This window comes from Bradyrhizobium sp. S3.7.6, from assembly GCF_054061875.1.
In genome coordinates, this window is sequence record NZ_JBSSEQ010000001.1 from 3,325,912 (window position 1) to 3,344,762 (window position 18,851).

The 18,851-nt window shown below is 63.1% G+C and carries 17 protein-coding genes; 12 read left to right on the plus strand and 5 right to left on the minus strand.

Annotated elements, in window-relative coordinates:
- Nucleotides 1–369 precede the first annotated feature (369 nt).
- The 5 genes from ACVJ5M_RS15730 to ACVJ5M_RS15750 all read left to right on the plus strand — a co-directional run bounded on the left by ACVJ5M_RS15730 (nt 370) and on the right by ACVJ5M_RS15750 (nt 4,258).
- Nucleotides 370–528 (plus strand): hypothetical protein, encoded by a 159-nt coding sequence (locus ACVJ5M_RS15730; protein ID WP_157789191.1) that lies wholly within the window; start codon nt 370–372, stop codon nt 526–528.
- 21 nt (nt 529–549) lie between these two features.
- Nucleotides 550–1,521 carry a TRAP transporter substrate-binding protein gene (locus ACVJ5M_RS15735; RefSeq protein WP_354100409.1) on the plus strand — a complete coding sequence of 324 codons (972 nt, stop codon included), beginning with the start codon at nt 550–552 and terminating at the stop codon, nt 1,519–1,521.
- A gap of 76 nt (nt 1,522–1,597) precedes the next feature.
- Nucleotides 1,598–2,146: a TRAP transporter small permease gene (locus tag ACVJ5M_RS15740; protein ID WP_014493779.1), complete on the plus strand. Its 549-nt coding sequence runs from the start codon at nt 1,598–1,600 to the stop codon at nt 2,144–2,146.
- Nucleotides 2,137–3,429: a TRAP transporter large permease gene (locus tag ACVJ5M_RS15745; RefSeq protein ID WP_014493780.1), complete on the plus strand. Its 1,293-nt coding sequence runs from the start codon at nt 2,137–2,139 to the stop codon at nt 3,427–3,429. Before ACVJ5M_RS15740 ends, ACVJ5M_RS15745 begins: the two co-directional genes overlap by 10 nt.
- Nucleotides 3,430–3,451: 22 nt before the next feature.
- Nucleotides 3,452–4,258 carry an SDR family NAD(P)-dependent oxidoreductase gene (locus ACVJ5M_RS15750; RefSeq protein WP_354100410.1) on the plus strand — a complete coding sequence of 269 codons (807 nt, stop codon included), beginning with the start codon at nt 3,452–3,454 and terminating at the stop codon, nt 4,256–4,258.
- Nucleotides 4,259–4,273: 15 nt separating this feature from the next.
- Here ACVJ5M_RS15750 and ACVJ5M_RS15755 read toward each other — a convergent pair whose 3' ends face one another.
- From ACVJ5M_RS15755 to ACVJ5M_RS15770, 4 genes are read right to left on the minus strand one after another with little or no spacing between them, the layout of a single operon-like run.
- On the minus strand, nt 4,274–4,972 hold the full coding sequence (locus tag ACVJ5M_RS15755) for a molybdate ABC transporter substrate-binding protein (RefSeq protein WP_354100411.1): 699 nt from the start codon (nt 4,970–4,972) through the stop codon (nt 4,274–4,276).
- Complete coding sequence (locus ACVJ5M_RS15760; RefSeq protein WP_354100417.1) at nt 4,969–7,095, minus strand: xanthine dehydrogenase family protein molybdopterin-binding subunit; 2,127 nt, start codon at nt 7,093–7,095, stop codon at nt 4,969–4,971. Before ACVJ5M_RS15760 ends, ACVJ5M_RS15755 begins: the two co-directional genes overlap by 4 nt.
- A 2-nt stretch (nt 7,096–7,097) precedes the next feature.
- Entirely contained in the window at nt 7,098–7,568 is a 471-nt protein-coding gene (locus tag ACVJ5M_RS15765; RefSeq protein ID WP_063982107.1) for a (2Fe-2S)-binding protein, read from the minus strand.
- Nucleotides 7,569–7,583: 15 nt separating this feature from the next.
- On the minus strand, nt 7,584–8,555 hold the full coding sequence (locus ACVJ5M_RS15770; RefSeq protein WP_354100412.1) for a Bug family tripartite tricarboxylate transporter substrate binding protein: 972 nt from the start codon (nt 8,553–8,555) through the stop codon (nt 7,584–7,586).
- A 237-nt stretch (nt 8,556–8,792) separates the two neighbouring features.
- Here ACVJ5M_RS15770 and ACVJ5M_RS15775 point away from each other — a divergent pair, with 237 nt between their 5' ends.
- Nucleotides 8,793–10,883, plus strand: a complete 2,091-nt coding sequence (locus ACVJ5M_RS15775; protein WP_354100413.1) for a molybdopterin oxidoreductase family protein — start codon at nt 8,793–8,795, stop codon at nt 10,881–10,883.
- A gap of 129 nt (nt 10,884–11,012) precedes the next feature.
- Complete coding sequence (locus ACVJ5M_RS15780; RefSeq protein WP_354100414.1) at nt 11,013–11,795, plus strand: enoyl-CoA hydratase/isomerase family protein; 783 nt, start codon at nt 11,013–11,015, stop codon at nt 11,793–11,795.
- Nucleotides 11,796–11,843: 48 nt separating this feature from the next.
- Here ACVJ5M_RS15780 and ACVJ5M_RS15785 read toward each other — a convergent pair whose 3' ends face one another.
- Nucleotides 11,844–13,145 carry a site-specific integrase gene (locus ACVJ5M_RS15785; RefSeq protein ID WP_231142587.1) on the minus strand — a complete coding sequence of 434 codons (1,302 nt, stop codon included), beginning with the start codon at nt 13,143–13,145 and terminating at the stop codon, nt 11,844–11,846.
- A gap of 1,415 nt (nt 13,146–14,560) precedes the next feature.
- Here ACVJ5M_RS15785 and ACVJ5M_RS15790 point away from each other — a divergent pair.
- The 5 genes from ACVJ5M_RS15790 (at nt 14,561) to ACVJ5M_RS15810 (ending at nt 18,791) form a co-directional block, all read left to right on the plus strand.
- Entirely contained in the window at nt 14,561–15,511 is a 951-nt protein-coding gene (locus ACVJ5M_RS15790; protein ID WP_354100415.1) for an ArdC family protein, read from the plus strand.
- A gap of 108 nt (nt 15,512–15,619) precedes the next feature.
- Complete coding sequence (locus ACVJ5M_RS15795) at nt 15,620–15,862, plus strand: hypothetical protein (protein WP_231142582.1); 243 nt, start codon at nt 15,620–15,622, stop codon at nt 15,860–15,862.
- The gene (locus ACVJ5M_RS15800) at nt 15,862–16,923 is read left to right on the plus strand and encodes a DUF7146 domain-containing protein (RefSeq protein ID WP_231142581.1); all 1,062 of its coding nucleotides are present in this window, start codon (nt 15,862–15,864) and stop codon (nt 16,921–16,923) included. The genes ACVJ5M_RS15795 and ACVJ5M_RS15800 overlap by 1 nt, the downstream gene beginning before the upstream one ends.
- A gap of 330 nt (nt 16,924–17,253) precedes the next feature.
- The gene (locus tag ACVJ5M_RS15805; protein WP_231145348.1) at nt 17,254–18,177 is read left to right on the plus strand and encodes a DUF2493 domain-containing protein; all 924 of its coding nucleotides are present in this window, start codon (nt 17,254–17,256) and stop codon (nt 18,175–18,177) included.
- A gap of 134 nt (nt 18,178–18,311) precedes the next feature.
- Nucleotides 18,312–18,791: a hypothetical protein gene (locus ACVJ5M_RS15810; protein WP_231142580.1), complete on the plus strand. Its 480-nt coding sequence runs from the start codon at nt 18,312–18,314 to the stop codon at nt 18,789–18,791.
- The last annotated feature ends 60 nt before the right edge of the window (nt 18,792–18,851 follow it).

An 18,851-nucleotide genomic window follows, 5' to 3' on the forward strand; every position in this document is an offset into this window, starting at 1 on the left:
AAGTAACGCCCCGGTGCAGGCGATTTCGGAAAAACGGGGCCATTGGCCGGTCGCGCCCTCGAAGTGATGCATGACCGATCGATGCAACTCCAGCATTGATCGATGCCGCATTTGGCTTGGACTCAGAATGCCGCCCGCCCTAGGGACGACGTTGGCGACATCGCGCTGATCAGCGCGCATCGCACAAGGATGGGGCGACCGTCACGTCTGCACCTCCAAGCCGCAACCAATAGCGGTCGATTCTAAAACCAGAGGAACGTCCATGGATATGACGAGCATCGTCACCTCCCGTCCGGCATTGGCCGACGGCGAGGCGGGATTAAAGGGAAGCCGGCACCTGCCGCGCAAGTCCCCGCCGGAGAGGGCGCGATGAAGCTCGCACCTTTCCTCGCCGTGATCATCCACCAGTCAAATCCGCTCGACTCCGCCGCGCAATCCTACCAAGGTGGTGCGTTTGTAACGCTTGACTTTACACCTGAAGTGGAGCGACCCAAGGCGGCCTGCAGAATCGGCCCAACAACGACATAATCAACTCAGGAGGAAGCCCAGATGAAGACACTCACCGGCATCATCGCAGCCGCCGTACTGGCGGTCTCAGCGCCGTTGGCGACCGCGCGCGATTTCCGCTCGGCCGACATCCACCCCACCGATTATCCGACCGTCGAGGCCGTCAGGTTCATGGGCAAGCAACTCGCGACGGCGAGCGGCGGCAAGCTCGGCGTGAAGGTGTTTCCCAATGGAGCTCTGGGCTCCGAGAAGGACACCATCGAGCAGCTGAAGATCGGCGCCCTCGACATGATGCGGATCAACGCATCGCCATTGAACAACTTCGTGCCTGAAACCATCGCGTTGTGCCTGCCCTTCGTCTTCCGCGACACGCAGCACATGCGCACCGTCCTTGACGGACCGATCGGCGACGAGATCCTCGCAGCTATGGAGCCCGCTGGCCTGGTCGGGCTTGCCTATTACGACAGCGGCGCCCGCTCCATCTACACCGTCAAGGCGCCGGTCAAGTCGCTCGCCGACCTCAAGGGCCTGAAGATCCGCGTCCAGCAGTCCGACCTCTGGGTCGGCATGATCCAGAGCCTTGGTGCCAATCCGACGCCGATGCCGTATGGCGAAGTCTACACAGCCCTCAAGACGGGCCTCGTGGATGCAGCCGAGAACAACTGGCCCTCCTACGAGTCCTCGCGCCACTTCGAGGCCGCCAAGTTCTACAACGTCACCGAGCACTCGCTCGCGCCGGAAGTTCTCGTGATGTCCAAGAAGGTCTGGGACACGCTGAGCAAGGAGGATCAGGCGATGATCCGCAAGGCGGCCAAGGAATCGGTGCCCGTCATGCGCAAGCTCTGGGACGAGCGTGAGCAGGCCTCGCGCAAGACCGTCGAGGCCGCCGGCGTTCAGGTCGTCACGATCGCCAAAAAGGCGGAATTCGTCGACGCGATGAAGCCGGTGTACGACAAGTTTGCCGGTGACGAAAAGCTGAAGGGCCTCGTCAAGCGGATCCAGGACACGAAGTAAGACCACAGCGTCGGGTCCGGCGTCGCCGCGAGGCGGGCGCCGGACCCTCGCGAAGGGGACGCGCAAGGAGACGCCGATGACAGACCCACATGTCGCAAGCCACGAGCAGGAGGTAACCGGCCGACCGTCGACCGGCTTGCTGTCGCGGATCAATGCCGTCGTTGCTCGTCTCGGCATGTATCTGTCCGTGACCGGCCTGCTCGTCATCGTCACCATCGTGTTCTACCAGGTGTTCGGACGTTACGTGCTCAATTCCAGCCCGACCTGGACGGAGAACCTTGCGCTGGTCCTGATCCTGTATGTCACGCTGATCGGCGCCGCCGTCGGCGTTCGCGACGCCGGACATATCGGCATGGACAGTTTGCTGGTGATGCTTCCGGATCATCTGCGCGAGAAGATCGAGCTCGTGATCCACGTTCTGGTGGCCGTGTTCGGCATTGCGATGGCCTACAACGGCTGGATCCTCGGAGCGTCGGTCGGGACCGTGAAGATCCCCAATCTCGGGCTCCCCGAGGTCATCCGCTATGTCCCGCTAATCGCCTCCGGCGTCCTGATCGTCTCCTTTTCAATCGAGCACATCATTGCGCTCCTGCGCGGCGAAGAGGTCGTCCCCTCATGGAACTGATCATCCTCGGCGCAACCTTCTTCGGCTTCCTGATCCTCGGCGTGCCCGTCGCCTTCGCGATCGGTCTCTCCGCGATCTGCACCATCCTCTACGAAGGCCTGCCGGTCGCAGTCATCTTCCAGCAGATGATGTCGGGGATGAACATCTTCTCCTTCCTCGCCATTCCGTTCTTCGTCTTCAGCGGTGAGCTCATGCTGCATGGCGGCGTTGCCGACAAGATCGTGCAGCTCGCCAAGAATCTCGTTGGGCACATCCGCGGCGGGCTCGGGATGTCGAACGTCGTCGCCTGCACGCTGTTCGGCGGCGTCTCCGGCTCGCCCGTGGCCGACGTGTCGGCGATGGGCGCGGTGATGATCCCGATGATGAAAAAGGAAGGGTTCGACACCGACTACGCCGTCAACGTCACCACCCACGCTTCGCTGGTCGGAGCGCTGATGCCGACCAGCCACAATATGATCATCTATGCGCTCGCTGCGGGCGGCAAGGTCTCGATCGGCGCGCTGATCGCGGCCGGCCTCCTGCCGGCGCTCGTGTTGATGGTATGCATGCTGGTTGCCGCCTACGCGGTGGCGGTGAAGCGCGGCTATCCGGCCGGCAAGTTCCCGGGCTGGGCCGAGGTTTTCCGCTCGTTCGCAGCCGCGCTGCCCGGACTTCTGATCGTCGGCATCATCCTGGCGGGCATCCTGTCCGGTGTCTTCACCGCAACTGAGTCCGCTGCCGTCGCGGTCACCTACACGATCCTGCTGACCTTCTTCATCTACCGCACCATGACCCTGCCGAACTTCCTGCGGGCTGCAGCCAAGGCGGTGAAGACGACGGGCGTGGTGCTGCTGCTGATCGGCGTCTCCACCATGTTCCAGTATTTGATGGGGCTCTACGAAGTCGCCGACTTCGCCGGCGACTTGATGAGCAAGGTGTCCTCGCAGCCCTGGGTCATCTTCCTGCTCATCAACGTCATCCTGTTCGTGCTCGGCACGTTCATGGACATGGCGGCGACCATCCTGATCTGCACCCCGATCTTCCTGCCGATCGCGATGAAGGCGGGCATGGACCCCGTGCAGTTCGGCATGCTGATGCTGATCAACTGCGCGCTGGGGCTGAACACCCCGCCGGTCGGAACGACGCAATTCGTGGGCTGCGCCATCGGCGGCATCTCGGTGGGCGCGGTGATGCGCACCATCCTGCCGTTCTATGCTGCCCTGATCGCAGCTCTGATGTTCGTGACCTACGTCCCCGCGTTCTCGCTGTGGCTGCCCCGCCTGCTGATGGGCTACAAGGGATAGCAGCAACAGGGAGAATCCGTTCGTGACTGACTATCGCAAGCTCTTCGATCTCACCGGCAAGACCGCCGTGGTGCTCGGCGCCGCCTCGGGCATCGGCAAATCGTCGGCCGAGGCGCTGGCCGGGCTCGGCGCCCGCGTCGTTTGCGCAGATCGTGCGCTTGACGCCGCCGAGGCGACGGCAGCCGGAATTCGCGATAAGGGCGGCTGGGCGGAAGCAGCTAGCTGCGACGCCGCGAGCGCTGCGGAAGTCCATGCGCTCGCCAAGATCGTGATGCAGAAATTCTCGCGGCTCGACATCGCCGTGACGACGCCCGGGCTCAACATCCGCAAGACCATCCTCGACTACACCGAGGAGGATCTCGATCGCGTCCTCAACCTCAACGTCAAGGGCACCGTCTGGTTCTTCCAGGCCTTCGGCCGCATCATGGTCGAGCAGAAGGGCGGCAGCATCATCGCCTGCTCCTCGGTGCGCGCGGTGACCATCGAGCCCGGTCTTGGCGTCTACGGCTCGACCAAGGCGGCGATCGGCCTCCTGGTGAAGGGTTTTGCTTCAGAGGTCGGCCACGCTGGCGTCCGCGTCAACGCGATCGCGCCGAGCATCGCGGAGACCGCGCTGACAGGCCCGTTCAAGCAGCGGCCCGACATCTACAATCTCTACGCCGGCCACACCGTGTTCAACCGCTGGAGCAGTGCCGACGAGGTCGCGACGGCGGTCGCCTACCTCGCTTCGGATGCCGCGAGCTATGTCAGCGGCAGCACGCTGTTCGTCGATGGCGGCTGGACCGCGGTCGATGGGCCGCCGACCGGTCTCACCCAGTTGCACAAATAGGGCGGCCGTCGGCACCTAGCCGGTAAAGCCCATGCTCCGGCGCAGCTCCTTCCGGTCTGCGCCGGTCAGCAGAGCGATCAGCGCGGCGGCTTCTGTCGGATGTGCGGCCCGCGCGGTCACGCCGGCCGTGTACATCGTCACGAGCTCGCAGCCCGGCGGCAGCGACCCCGACAGCGCGATGCCGTCGGTCGCGATGATCTCGGTCGCCTGGGTGCATCCGATCGGCCGGGTTGCGGTGGATGCAGCAAGCTCGCGCATCGCGGTCGCGCCGTTCGGAAAGATCTTGAGACGCGATGCGACCTCATAGGCGATCCCAAGCTGATCAAGCACTTTTGCGACATGCTGTCCCGCGGTCGAGGCTTTGGTGTCCGGAACGTAGATGGCATCCGCGGATCGCAGCACCTCGCGGAGATCGGCTTCAGTCTTCACCGTGACTTTCGGATCGCGGTTGCGGACCGCCAGCGCGGTCTCGACCCGGCCGATATCTGCGATCGAGGAGGGGACGACGAGCTTCTCCGCGGCGAGCTTCGCAAGGAGCGCCTGCGTCAGGATCACGAGATCCGCCGGGGTGCTGGCGCGCAGCTTGTCGGCCATGATGCCGACCGCGCCGAACTCGCCGTCGATACTGAGGCCGGTCTGCACCTTGAAGGGCTCGTTGAGGCCGCGCACCAGGCCTTGCGCCGCGCCGCCGCTCAAAATGGTCACTGTCGTCACGATGCAAGCTCCATGGCTGCGATGATCCTGTCGCGCGTGATCGGCAGGTCGCGTACGCGCACGCCGAGGCAATCGTAGACCGCATTGGCGATCGCCGCCGTCACGGGACCGTGCGCGGCCTCACCGGCGCCGACCGGCTCGATCTCCGGCCGCTGGATGATTTCGACATCCACCGCCGGCACCTCGCTGAAGGTCAGGATCGGATAGTCCGTCCAGGATGTCGACGTGATGTGCGTGCGATCGAAGCGCACGCGCTCCCTCAGCACCCAGCTCGTGGCCTGGATCGCACCGCCCTCGATCTGGTTGATGACGCCGTCCGGATTGATGGCCTCGCCGACGTCGACCGCAAGTGTCAACCGCCGGACGCGAATGTCGTCGGTGCCTTCGATCTCGGCGATCGCGGCGCAATAGGCGCCCGTGTTCTTGTAGCGAGCGAAGCCGACGCCGTGGCCGATGCCAGACTGTTTTTGCGGTTTCCACTGCGCGCGCCGTGCCGCGGCGCGAATGACGTCGCTGGCGCGCTCGTCGCGGAGATGACGCAGGCGGAACGCGATCGGGTCCTCGCCGCGCAGGACCGCGATCTCGTCGAGTATGGATTCGATCGCGAACACATTGCCTTGCCCGCCCAGGGTCCGCAGCGCCGACGTGCGCACCGACATCGTCAGCAGCCGGTGGCTCGTGATGGTCCAGGCCGGAAGGTCGTAGAGTGGAACGGAGTTGCGGTCGCCGCCCCCGCCATTGGCGGCCGGTGGATTCGTCGAGATCATGCGCGGGTAGGGGTTCGCGATCTCGGTCGCCGCAAGCAGCGCCGGCTGTGCCGCGCGTCCCGGCCGGGCGGCGTGACCGTTGCTCCAGATCGCATGGCGCCAGCCGACGATCTCGCTGTTCGCATCGAGGTCGGCCTCGATCTCGATGGCCATCGCTGCGCCAAACGGCGCATGAGACATCTCGTCATGGCGCGACCACTGCACCCGCACCGGGCGGCCGCCGGCGGCTTTCGCCAGCAACACGGCATCGAGCGCGACGTCGTCGGCCGCATTGTGCCCGTAGCAGCCGGCCCCCTCCATATGCTCGACGACGATGTTCTCGGCCGGCAGCTCGAGCACGATCGCAAGATCGGCGCGCAGCAGAAAGACGCCCTGGCTGTGTGTCCAGACATGGACACGCTCGCCGTCCCATTGCGCCATGGCGCAGGACGGCGCGATCGAGGCGTGTGCGATGTAGGGACGGGTGTATTGCCGGCGGAGGGTGCGCGCAGCTTTCTTCGTCGTTGACGCTGCTCTGGTGTCGATGACGGTGGTTTCGACCGGCTGGCTCTTCAGAAAGCTCGCGAGATCGTCTTCGTCGGGCAACGGCTCGCCGGCCGACCAGGTTGCGCCCTTGCGCAAGGCTTTCAGTGCGGCTTCCGCCGAAGCCTCGCTATCGGCAACCACGCCGGCAAAGCCGCCGTCGCGGACGATCGCGACGAGGCCGGGAACGACGCGCGCCGCCGTCTCGTCGAGCGCGATCAGCCTGGCACCCGAGATGTCAGGCCGCAGCACGCGGCCGTGCACCAGGTCCGGCAATGCACAATCGTGAATGAAGCGCGGTCGCGCAAACACCTTGTCGGGAATGTCGACCCGCTGGACCGAATGTCCGGCGACATCGCGTGTGGCAGCGGGCTTCGCGACGGCGCCCGCGGTGGCGTCGCGGTCGAGCGAGACGTCGCCAGCCAGCTCCCAATAGCTGGTCCTGACGTTGCCGGGACCCGAGATCGTGCCGTCATCGACATCGAGCAGCGCCGCATCGACGCCGAGACGCTCCGATGCGGCTGCGAGGAAGCGCTGGCGCACCTCGGCGCAGACGTGTCGCAGCGCGCGGCCGGACTGCTGGACCGAAAGACTGCCCGAGGTGACACCCTCGTTCGGGCTGGCCGCCGTCGAGGCGCGGATCAGCTCGATCCTGCCGATATCGACGTCGAGCTCGTCTGCGGCGATCTGCGCCAGCGCCGTGACGATGCCCTGGCCGATCTCGACCTTGCCGGGCGAGATTGCGACACCGCCTTCGCCGCTAAACCGCACCCAGGACGACAGCTTTGGATTGGCCGCGAGGCTAACCGGCAGTTTCGGGACGGGGGAGGGCATACTCATGACGTCGCCGTCTCCGCTGCCGCGCGCAGCACGGCGCGGACCATGCGATTGTGCGATCCGCAGCGGCACAGATTGCGATCGAGCGCGGCTCTGACCTCGGTCTCCGTCGGCGAGGGATTGCGCTTCAGCAGCGCTGCCGCGCTGATGAGGATTCCCGATACGCAGTAACCGCATTGCATCGCCTGCTCGGAGACGAAGGCGCGTTGCAGCGGATGCGGCTGCTCGGCCGTGCCGAGGCCCTCCACCGTGACGACGTCCTTGTCCGCCACCGACCACATCGGCATGTCGCAGGAGGCCATCGCGCGGTCGCCGACCATGACGTGACAGGCCCCGCACTCACCGGCCCCGCAGCCGAAATGCGGACCGGTGACGCCGAGCCGGCCGCGCAGCACATCGAGCAGCGTCTGGTCGGGATCGGCATCCACGGCTATGGCCGCGCCGTTGAGCTGAAATTGAATGGTCGGCATGATCGCTCTACGGCCTCAGGACTTGTCGAACTTCTTGACGACATCGGCCCATTTCTCGATATCGCCGCGAAGGAATTTTTCGAATTCCCCCGGCGTCATGGACATGGGTACGGCACCCTGCTCGGTCCAGAGCTTTACGATGTCCGGTCGCTTCACCATTGCGTTCACGGCGGCATTGAGCTTGTCGATGATAGGCTTCGGCGTGCCGGCCGGGGCCATTAGGCCAAGCCAGATCGTCGCCTCATAGCCTGCTACGCCGGCTTCGCCAGCGGTCGGCACGTTCGGCAGCACGGCCGAGCGCTCCTTGCCGGTGGTCGCGAGCGCGCGGACCTGGTTCTCGCCAATATTCGGCGCCATCGCCGGCACGGCGTCGATCATCATCTGCACCTGTCCACCGATCACGCCGCTGCGCGCCTCGCCGCTGTTGCGGTAGGGCACGTGGACCACATCGATGCCGGCCATCGCTTTGAACAGCTCGCCGGCCATGTGATAGGGTGTGCCCTGGCCGGAGGAGCCGTAGTTCAGCTTGCCCGGCTGCGATTTGGCGAGCGCGATGAACTCCTGCAGCGTCTTCGCCGGAACCTGCGGGTTCACCACGATGACGAGGTCGGAGTAGTTCACCGGCGCGATCGGCGCGAGGTCGCGCATCAGCTCGTATTTGCGCTTGTCCGGCGTCAATAGGGATTCATTCGCGGTCTGGGTGTTGGACATCATCAGCAGCGTGTAGCCGTCGGCCGGCGACTTCGCCGCTTCGACCGTGCCGATGACGCCGCCCGCGCCGGTGCGGTTCTCGACCACGAAGGGCTGGCCAAAGCTCTCCTGGAGCACGTTGCCGATCAGCCGGGCCGCGACGTCCGCCGGCCCGCCGGCGCCAAAGGGCACCACGATCCGGACGGCGTGGGTCGGGTAATCCTGTGCCAATGAGGGGGATGCCGAGAGTGCGGCGAACAGGCTTACGGCCAGCGCCAGCATAAAACGTCGGGCCATTATGCCCACCTCCCTGATGTCGTTCTTGTTGGCTGGCACTGTAGCGGCAGGGAACGTGGACTGTCGACGCCTCACAAAGCTGGTCGAACAGGGAATATCGGGCGGTTTTCGGTGTGATCCCGCAGCATTTCGCAGGCGCGGCAGGAACCGCGGGCACGCGCGATTTGAGCAAATCGCATGGGCATTGCCGGATAAATGCCCTCGGCTGCCCGCTATTTTGATGTTACGAACTGGGACATGAACCAGCACGCCAAGATCGAAATCCGCCATTCGACCTGTCCGCACGACTGCCCCTCGGCCTGCGCGCTCGATATCGAGGTGGTCGAGGGCCGCAGCATTGGCCGCGTCCGAGGTTCGAAAAAGCAGACCTACACGGCTGGCGTCGTCTGCGCCAAGGTCGCCCGTTACGCCGAGCGCATCCATCACCCCGAGCGGCTGATGTATCCGATGCGCCGCACCGGGCCGAAGGGCTCCGGGCAGTTCGCGCGGATCTCGTGGGACGAGGCGCTGGACGAGATCGCGGATCGCTTCAACAAGGCCGAGCGCGAGTATGGCGCGGAATCGATCTGGCCTTATTACTACGCCGGCACGATGGGGCTGGTGATGCGCGACGGCCTCAATCGCCTCACGCATGTGAAGAAATATTCGCGCTTCTATCAGACCATCTGTGCCAATGTCGGGCGCATCGGGTTCGCGATCGGCACCGGCAAGATTGCCGGCGTCGATCCGCGCGAGATGGCGCTCTCCGATCTCGTCGTGATCTGGGGCACCAACCCGGTCAACACGCAGGTCAACGTGATGACGCATGCCGCGCGTGCGCGGAAGGAGCGCGGCGCCAAGATTGCCGCCGTCGACATCTACGACAACGAGACCATGAAGCAGGCTGACATCAAGATCATCCTGCGGCCCGGCACCGATGGCGCCTTCGCGTGCGGCGTGATGCATGCCCTGTTCCGCGATGGCTACGCCGACCGCGCCTATATGGACAAGTACACGGACTGCCCCGATGAGCTCGAGGCGCATCTGAAGACGCGGACGCCGGAGTGGGCGTCCGCGATCTGCGGCGTGCCGGTATCCGAGATCGAGGCCTTTGCGAAACTGGTCGGCGAGACCAAACGGACCTTCTTCCGGCTCGGCTACGGCTTCACCCGCTCGCGCAACGGCGCTACGCAGATGCATGCGGCGCTCTGCGTTCCCGCGGTGACCGGCGCCTGGCAGTATGAAGGCGGTGGCGCCTTTTTCAACAATTACGCGCTGTGGCACTTCAATGAATCCCTCATCGAGGGCCACGACGCGATCGACAAGGCCACGCGCGCGCTCGACCAGTCGCAGATCGGCCGCATCCTCACCGGCGATGCCGAGGCCTTGCTCGGAAAGGGGCCGATCAAGGCGATGCTGATCCAGAACACCAATCCGATGACGGTGGCACCGGAGCAGGCGCTGGTGCGTCAGGGGTTTGCGCGCGAGGATCTGTTCGTGGCGGTGCACGAGCAGTTCATGACCGAGACGGCCGAGATGGCCGACATCGTGCTGCCGGCGACCATGTTCATGGAGCATGACGATCTCTATTACGGCGGTGGCCACCAGCACATCTCGGTCGGGCCGAAGCTGATCGACCCGCCCGGCGAATGCCGCTCCAACCATCAGGTCATGCAGGCGCTGGCGCCGCGGCTTGGCGCGAAGCATCCGGGCTTCGAAATGACGCCGCGCGAATTGATCGACGCGACGCTGAAGCTCAGCAACCACGGCGACATCGCTGGTCTCGAAGCCGACATCTGGCGCGATTTGCAACCGGACTTCCGGACCTCGCATTATCTCGACGGCTTTGCCCATGCCGACAAGAAATTCCATTTCAAGGCCGATTGGGCGCATCCGCCGTTCGGCCAGACGATGGGCGATTTCGACAAGATGCCGTCGCTGCCGGATCATTGGGCAGTGATCGAGCATACCGATCAAGCCCATCCGTTCCGGCTCGCGACCAGTCCCTCGCGCAGCTTCCTCAACACCACCTTCAACGAGACGCCGTCCTCGCAGGCGCGCGAGGGCAAGGCGAGCGTGATGATCCACCCCCTGGATGCGGCTGCGCTCGATATCGCCGACGGCGACGCCGTGACGCTCGGCAATACCCGCGGCGAGACCACGCTGCTCGCAACGCTGTTCGACGGCGTGCGGCGCGGCGTGCTGATCGCGGAATCCGTTCACCCGAACAAGAATCATATCGGCGGCCGCGGCATCAACGTGCTGACTGGAGCCGATACGATCGCGCCGATCGGGGGAGCTGCATTCCACGACAACAAGGTCTGGATCAGGAAAACGGTCTCGGCCTGAGCGCACGCTTCGCTCGCCCGCCAATTTGTGTCGAGGCGCTAAAGCAAGACCTCGTCGCAGATTGCCCTTGCGCCTGCCGCCCGAGCTGCCGCAAATGGCTGCAAACGGGAGCAAGGAAGCGAGGGTACCATGACCGACACCACAGCAATCATCACCGAAAAGCGTGGGCAGGCGTTCTGGATCACCATCAACCGGCCGGAGAAGCGCAACGCGCTGAACGGCGAGGTCATCGCCGGCATCACCAAAGGCTATCGCGACGCGCATGACGACAAGGACGTCCGCGTCATCGTGCTGACGGGGGCAGGCGATAAGGCGTTCTGCGCCGGCGCCGACTTGCAGAATTCCGGCGCCGCGTTTGCGATGGATCATTCCAGGCCGAATGTCGACTATGCGGATCTGCTGCGGTTGTCGCAGAACGCGACGAAGCCGGCGATTGCGCGGGTCGGTGGCGTCTGCATGGCCGGCGGCATGGGCCTGTTGTGCATGACCGACATGGCGATCGCGGCCGATCACGTCATCTTCGGCCTGCCGGAGGTGAAGGTCGGCGTATTCCCGATGCAGGTGCTGAGCCTGTTGCAGAGCATCGCGCCGCGGCGCCTCGTCAACGAATGGGCGCTCACCGGCGAGCCGTTCGACGCGAAAGCGGCGCAAGCTGCGGGCCTGCTCAACTACGTCGTGCCCACCGCCGAGCTCGATGCCAAGGTCGACTGGCTGATCGGCCGCATCGTCGACAAATCTCCGACCGCGATCCGCCGCGGCAAATATGCCATGCGCGCCATCGCCTCGATGTCGTTCGACGAGAGCATTGCCTACACCGAAAGCCAGATCGCGCTGCTCGCCATGACTGAGGACGCCAAGGAAGGGCTGAAAGCGTTCAGCGAGAAGCGCAAGCCGGTGTGGACGGGAAAATAGGCGATCCTTTCGGCGCATTCATCGGCTCTGCCGTCGGCCGACGAGCCTTTATTCCGAGGAGAGATTGGCGTTTAGCCGAACAAGAAGAGATCTTGTTCGCTCCTCTCGACGCTTTTTTGTGGCAATGATCAACTGCCTGCCGGTACGCTTGGCGTAGGCTGGCAGTTGGCGACTTGATCTATGACGGCCAGCCGCGCGCAACTCTGCATCCGTGAGATCGCTGTCGGCGCCTTCGGTGAATCCTCCGTGCCGGAAGGAAGTAAAGGAAAGTTCCTGACGAAGGCCCGCCTCCGCGATTATCTTCTTTACCACGCTGCGCAGATAGCGCAGGTCTTTGCGTGGGGTAATCCATGGAAGCGGGGTTTCTGACCGACGATGCGCATGGTCGCGTCGGAATACCAGGCCCGAGAGCGAGGTCTTTTTAATCTCGTCGAGCTCTTCCATAAGTTCGGGAAAGAGAGGGGCGCCCGTTTCGTCTAGCAGCGGCCACCAGGCTTCCTCTCCATTCTTTGGATGCACGATCCTGACGCTATTTGGCCGCTCGCTTGGGCGATAGTGCGAAATGTCGAAGGCGCCGAACACGTGCTGCTCTCGTTGCAGCCACTCCCACGACAATAAAGCAGCTGTTGCGATCGAGCGGTAATCAAGCTTTCTCGCGGCAGCTCTGAACGCGACGAGTTCATCCCAAGTTGCGGTCGGTGTGGGCCGTATCGGCCGCCCAGGCGGATGAGATTTTAATCCCATCCGGGAAAACGGATTGGTCGCTGGTACGATCCTTTCTTGAGCACGCTGACCAACGAACCAAGCACGGCGACAGGCCGCCATAGCCATATTTACATAGCGGCGACGCTCGCGAACGACGACCTCTCCACTGATATTGACTTTCGTCACGGACAATATTTTTCCATAAACTGCGTCGACGAACGCTTTGGTGAAATCGGACAACTGCTTAGACCCAACGCGACTTCCATCTTTCAGCTCGTGATTGGCGAACAGAGCGAGACTTTTTGTGTAGTGCCGCTGTGTAGTGCTTTCGATTTCGTTCCACTTCTGGTGAGTTTGGAAGATGCCGATAAGCCAATCGAACGTGCCGGGTTCGATAGACGCCGGCATGATGTCGCTTAAACCCCGTGAGTGCCAACTGTCGAACGCCGGCAAGAGGACTTGCTCTACCCGCTCGACGGCGCTTGTGTAATCGCAGCCCAGAGCTTCAGGGTTTAAATCGCAGCCCTGTCGACGAGCCCAGGTTGGCGGTGCAAAATAATAAGCTATTCTATTCTTCGCCAATATTTTTCGGCGACAATATCGGGGCAGACGCGGTGCCTTTTCAAGCGATATCACACCAGGCATAAAAGATCCTCCCCCTTCTTAAGATCTCTTTTTCCGATAGAGGATGCGAAGTGATCCATAGTCGCCTTCGACCAAACTGGCTGGCGCAGCCGCCCTGTTCCGCGAAAGCCGATCGGCGGGGGTGCGTCTCCTCGGCTGATCGCGCGCATGAGTTCGCTTGTGTCTCCAAAGTCAAGGTAGGCGGCAGCCATGTCCGCTCTCATCATCGCGGGCCAGGTTCTAGCGAGAGGGTAGCGGGCAGGTAGTGCAGTGCGCGGCGAGACTAAGCGGTTTGATGTCACTGCTGAATGCCCGTGGTGTAACATGTACTGATTTCACTGACGAACGAGGCGCGATCTGATCGATCCAGATTGCTCTCTGCCCTGGTCGGGGGAGCGCGGCTCGGATCGCGGACTAAGCGGAGTTTTACGGCCAAAGAGTCTGCACCTCTACTGCGCAGCGCAGCCGGGCGGGAAAAGGCCGGATTGGCGTGCGAAAAGGAAGCCCTTGGTGGGTAATTCTCCAAGAAAACCAATGTTGCTCGCAAAAGAAAAGGGGACAGTTGCGGCGCTCCGTTGGCTGAGGCCGGTAGCAGGCAGTCAACTGCTTTGGATGATAGATCAATAGTCAATCCGACAGGTCCGATGGAAGACTTGTATCGAAGCCTTCGGATCGCTTTCGAGCGTCGGAATTTGGACGTGCGGATTGGACTTAGCGGGCTATGATTGCGGAGGCTGAGCACTGCTTGGCCGGCCATTGTTCGAGTGGTTCAATTATTGCTCACGTATTTGGACTGAATAGTTGCAGGTATCCGTGAGCTGCACGCGCTTGAGCCGGATGGACAATGCAAGGCCTAATGCAACCCGAGCTGCGCCGGGATGGGTAAATTGGGACTAAGATGTTTTCCAACGCGCGGACGAATTCACGAGACGAAACTAGGTCCTCCGGTCAAGCCCTGGCGATTTCTTCCGTTTGCGCGCGTGCGGCTGCGCCGCAACGGGCTCTTGTGAACCGAGCCGCGCTGCGTCTCGGCCATCCGGCTTCGATCCCTCGCGCAAGGACTGCGGAGCTCTTCGCCGGGGGCACTCGGAAAAGGGGCTCGCCTGCGGCGATCGCTATCACTGCCCCGTTCCCGGGTGCCGCTATTGAACCGGTCTCGTCGCTGCACTCGGACCCGCGTGCCCCTTCGGGTCGCTATGCTCACGCTCTCCGGGTGCCATTTTCCATAGCGCGATACGCCCCTGGCGCACGCCTCGTGGGGCCTGCGGCCCCGGTAGCTCAACTCAATTCCCATGAAGATACGATGGAAGGCGGGCTGCGTCACAGATTTCGTATTATCTCAAGTGGGAGGAGAGAGTCAGAGTGTCGGCCGGGTTTTGCCATGACGGGTTTCAGGCTGCGAGAGAGGCTCGCGGTCCCCGTCGCGGAGACCCGCGATGTCCAGACATTGTCCTCAGGCGCGCACCGGTCAGGACCGGGCAAAACTTTATGACGACATCACCAACAAGATCATCGCCGAGTTGGAGGCTGGTCGAGTGCCGTGGGTGCAGCCTTGGGGCACCGCGGCGGCGAAGGCGCCTCTGGCCTTGCCGAAGAGCGCGGCGTCCGGCCGCCAATACAACGGCATTAACATTATAATTCTCTGGGGTGCTGCGATCGAACACGGATTTACAGGGCAGAGCTGGCTTACCTTCCGCCAGGCGCTGTCGTTCGGTGGTCACGTCCGCAAGGGCGAGCACGGCACGACCGTCGTCTATGCTGACCGCTTTGTGCCTGCCTGCGAAAAGCGCCGCGCACATGAGGCCGGCGAGGAAGCGCAGGCCATTCCGTTCCTCAAGCAGTTCACAGTCTTCAACAGCGATCAATGCGGCGGCCTGCCTCCAGAGATCGCAACAACGGCGCCACCTCCGCCGCCAGGCCTGATCGAGCCGCAGGTCGAATACCTGATCAAGGCGACCGGCATCGACTTCCGCATCGGCGGCAACCGTGCCTTCTATATGCCGACGGAAGATTATGTGCAGGTGCCGCCTCCGCAGGCCTATTTTGAACCAATCAATTGGCATCGAACGGCCCTCCACGAGCTGGCGCATGCCAGCGGTCATCCGTCGCGTCTCAACCGTGACCTGTCAGGCAACTACGGTACTAGGAAGTATGCCTTCGAGGAGCTGGTTGCGGAAATCTCGTCTGCGTTCAGTTGCGCCTCGCTCGGCATCGTGCCGACGGTGCGGCATGCCGACTATATCGGCTCTTGGCTTGAAGGCTTGCGCGAGGACAATCGTGCAATTGTCCGGGCTGCTTCCAAGGCCAGCAAGGTTGCCGATTATCTGCTTGGCTTTCTCCCAGAACCCGTCGGCGACATGCCGACGGAGGACCAGCAGGCGGCGTGAGGTTCTGCTCGGTGGGCACCGGCACAAGAGTAAGAGGGGCAGGGTCGTTTCCGTGACGGGTTGGAGGCCGAGAGAGAGGCTCCCGGCTGCCCGTCGTGGAGAATCAGCATGCTAAAAGCTGTCCAAAAGATCACGTCGGCCGGTGTCGGAGTGACCGGTGGAAAGCGCATCGAAGTATCGGGATCCAATGCCAAGACGCGCAATAGCTTGCGAGGCTACGGCCGCTTTGGAGAGATCATCTTCTGTAACCTCCGCATGTCCGTGCGGACGGTCGCAAGCGGCATAGAGATGCTGTCGAAGGTACTCGACCGGTATCCAATCGAAGGTGCCAGTTGGCAGGAGGCGGCCTGATGTCCCGCCAGCCTTGCGAACTGGCACGCCGCCTTGCGCGAGAGGCGGAGGCGGTATGCCGACGCTATCTCTCCAATGGCAAGCGGGCGGGGCGGTATTGGGTGGTCGGCGACGTCCACAACAACCCGGGCCGCTCATTGTTTGTGCGGCTCCAGGAGTCGCCGAAGGGAGCGGCGGGCAAATGGACCGATGCCGCAACCGGCGCGCACGGTGATCTTCTCGACATCATCCGCGAAACGCTTGCTCTGCGACACTTTCGTGAGGTAGCCGAGGAGGCGAGGCGCTTTTTGAACCTGCCTCGTTCTGAGCAGAAGCCCGCCCCAAGACCTATTCCCCCAGTCGTACCGCCCGGATCGCAGGTAGCCGCCCGTCGGCTCTTTGCGATATCCAGCCCGATCGAGGGGACCATTGCCGAGGCTTATTTGCAGGGCCGCGGCATAACCCGCATCCACCATGGTGGCAGCCTGCGCTTCCACCCGCGTTGCTACTATCGGCCGGACGACCATCTGCCGACCGAAACCTGGCCGGCAATGATTGCCGGCGTCACGGATCTCGATGGTCGGATCACCGGCGTGCACCGGACCTGGCTCGATCCGGACGGCTTTGATCGCGTGCGGCTCGGTAAGGCTCCGATCGATACCCCACGACGCGCGATGGGCGATCTGCTCGGCAACGCCGTTCGGTTCGGCGTGGTGGATGACGTGCTCGCTGCAGGCGAGGGTATCGAGACCATGCTTTCGCTACGCTACCTGCTGCCGACTATGCCGATGGCGGCTGCGCTTTCGGCTAATCACCTCTCGGCCATGACGCTGCCGTCGAGCCTGCGCCGGCTCTACATTGCGTGCGATGCCGATGCCGCCGGTGATGCAGTACTGGCAACTCTCTCCCAGCGCGCAGCAGACGCCGGCATTGAAGCGATCGTGCTGTCGCCCTGGCTGGGCGACTTCAACGAAGATCTGCAGCTATTCGGTCTCGAAGCCCTCCGAGCAGCGCTGCGGTTTCAGCTTGTGCCAGAGGATATCGTTCGCTTCCTCCATTCGTCGACGGTGGCCGCGGAATAGTTCCGGGTCTTCGATCGACATTGATGGGCCGGTCATAGTCGAGGCCAATACCGGAAGAGGACGCGACCTCGGCCTTCTAGGGGGCGATCGGACGGCAGCCGGCCCGGGCCGGCAATGGCTGCGTCCGGCTATTTTCCGCCGCGCGCCAGCGATGTGAAGACACATCATGCAGTTGGCCGCTCGCTTTGCATCGCGAAGCAAAATAGCCGGCCTCCGCCATCCTCCGCTGCCGCTTCGGCCCTGTCGGGTGCTGGCCCGGTCCGCCCGCCGTCAGAGGATCGCTACGAAGGCCGCGATGGTCGCGGCCGATCCGGCAAAGGACCTCTTTCCATGACCGACCATGACGACATCGAACCGCCGCATGCCTCTTCCCCGACCGACAACATCCTCACGGAAATAGAGCTCTTCGGCTATCGTCCCTTCGACGACCAACCCGATCCAAGACCGCTCCCGGAGGGCAAGATGATCGTCGGCGCCATAGCAGACATGTTTGACGCCCTGGTTGCCACCCTGACCGACACGCGGCTCGAGCCGGACCTAGACGATCTGCTCTGGTCGACTGTCAACCTGTTCCACCGGGCCGTCGACCGCATTGAGCGGCAGCTCGACGACAACGAACAAGCGCAGCATAAGAGCCAGCGCGAGCAGAACGGCTCGGAAGTGCGATCGGTCGAACTCGAGCGCCTAACGGCCGAAGGCATAACGCTGATCGAGCGCCGCAACTGCCTGGAGCTCTTCCGCGACCAGGCCATCGAACAATTTGAGGTCCACACCGGTTCAGCCTGGCGCCCACGATCGGGATCATTGGTCAATCACCGAACGCTCACCGCGGCAATGATCGACTCCCGCGACTTTATCGCCGCCAAGCGTCGTTCCGAGACTGAGGTCATGTTGCCAGCCGGACCGAAAATCGCACTCACCGGTGGGCTCGACTTCAATGACCACAACCTCGTCTGGGACCGCCTCGACAAGGTTCACGCCAAGCACCCCGACCTGGTTCTCCTCCATGGCGGATCCCCGAAAGGCGCCGAAATGATCGCCTCCAAATGGGCGACCAACCGCAAAGTACCTCAGATCGCCTTCAAGCCCGACTGGACGAAGCACGCCAAGGCAGCGCCGTTCAAGCGCAACGATGCCATGCTCGAACTCCTGCCGATCGGCGTCATGCATTTCCCGGGCACGGGAATCCAGGACAACCTCGCCGACAAGGCGAAGCGGCTTGGCATTCCCGTCTGGAAGTTCGGCGGCGCGTGAGCGCCGTCGCCTCGAAGACGCCTAGGTGGAGTTGCACGCCGCAACTCCGCCTCGTTTCGTTTTTACATCCAAAACTGCGCCGTGGTGGTGGTGGAAGGCGCGATTGATAAATCCATGCACATGGAGCCACCACCATGTTCGCTAATGGGCTTGTTCTCAACACACTCGGTATCGGTTTGTTTTGCTCGGCCATCTTTGCGCTCGCGGTGTATGGGCTACCGTTTTTCGTCGCACTCAGTGTCGGGATGTTGGCATTTCGTCATGGCACGGGCGTCTTCGGCGCACTGCTTATCGGAATTGCTTCTGGCGCGCTGATGCTTGCCGCTGGTCAGATCGGCGTTGCCGTTAGTCGGTCCTTGGCCTTGCGCGTCGCGATCGCAACCGCATTTGCCGTCCCTGCGGCAATCGCCGGCTATCATGTGGTGTTCGCCCTCTCGCAGATCGGTGTGCCTTCGCTGGCTTGGCGCCACGTCGTCGCTTGTTCGGGCGCTGCTTGCCTCAGCAGCACGGCATCGGCGCGTTTGACTGTTTTCGCGAAGACCCGCCCGTCGGAGTCGGTCGGGGTGCTGGAGAATACGGCTCGACCAGTTCTTCCAGCAGCGACGCACGAGTGATGAGGCCTCGTCGCCATCATCGGCCGAGCAAGACCGCACAGGGTGCCACGTTAAACGAGG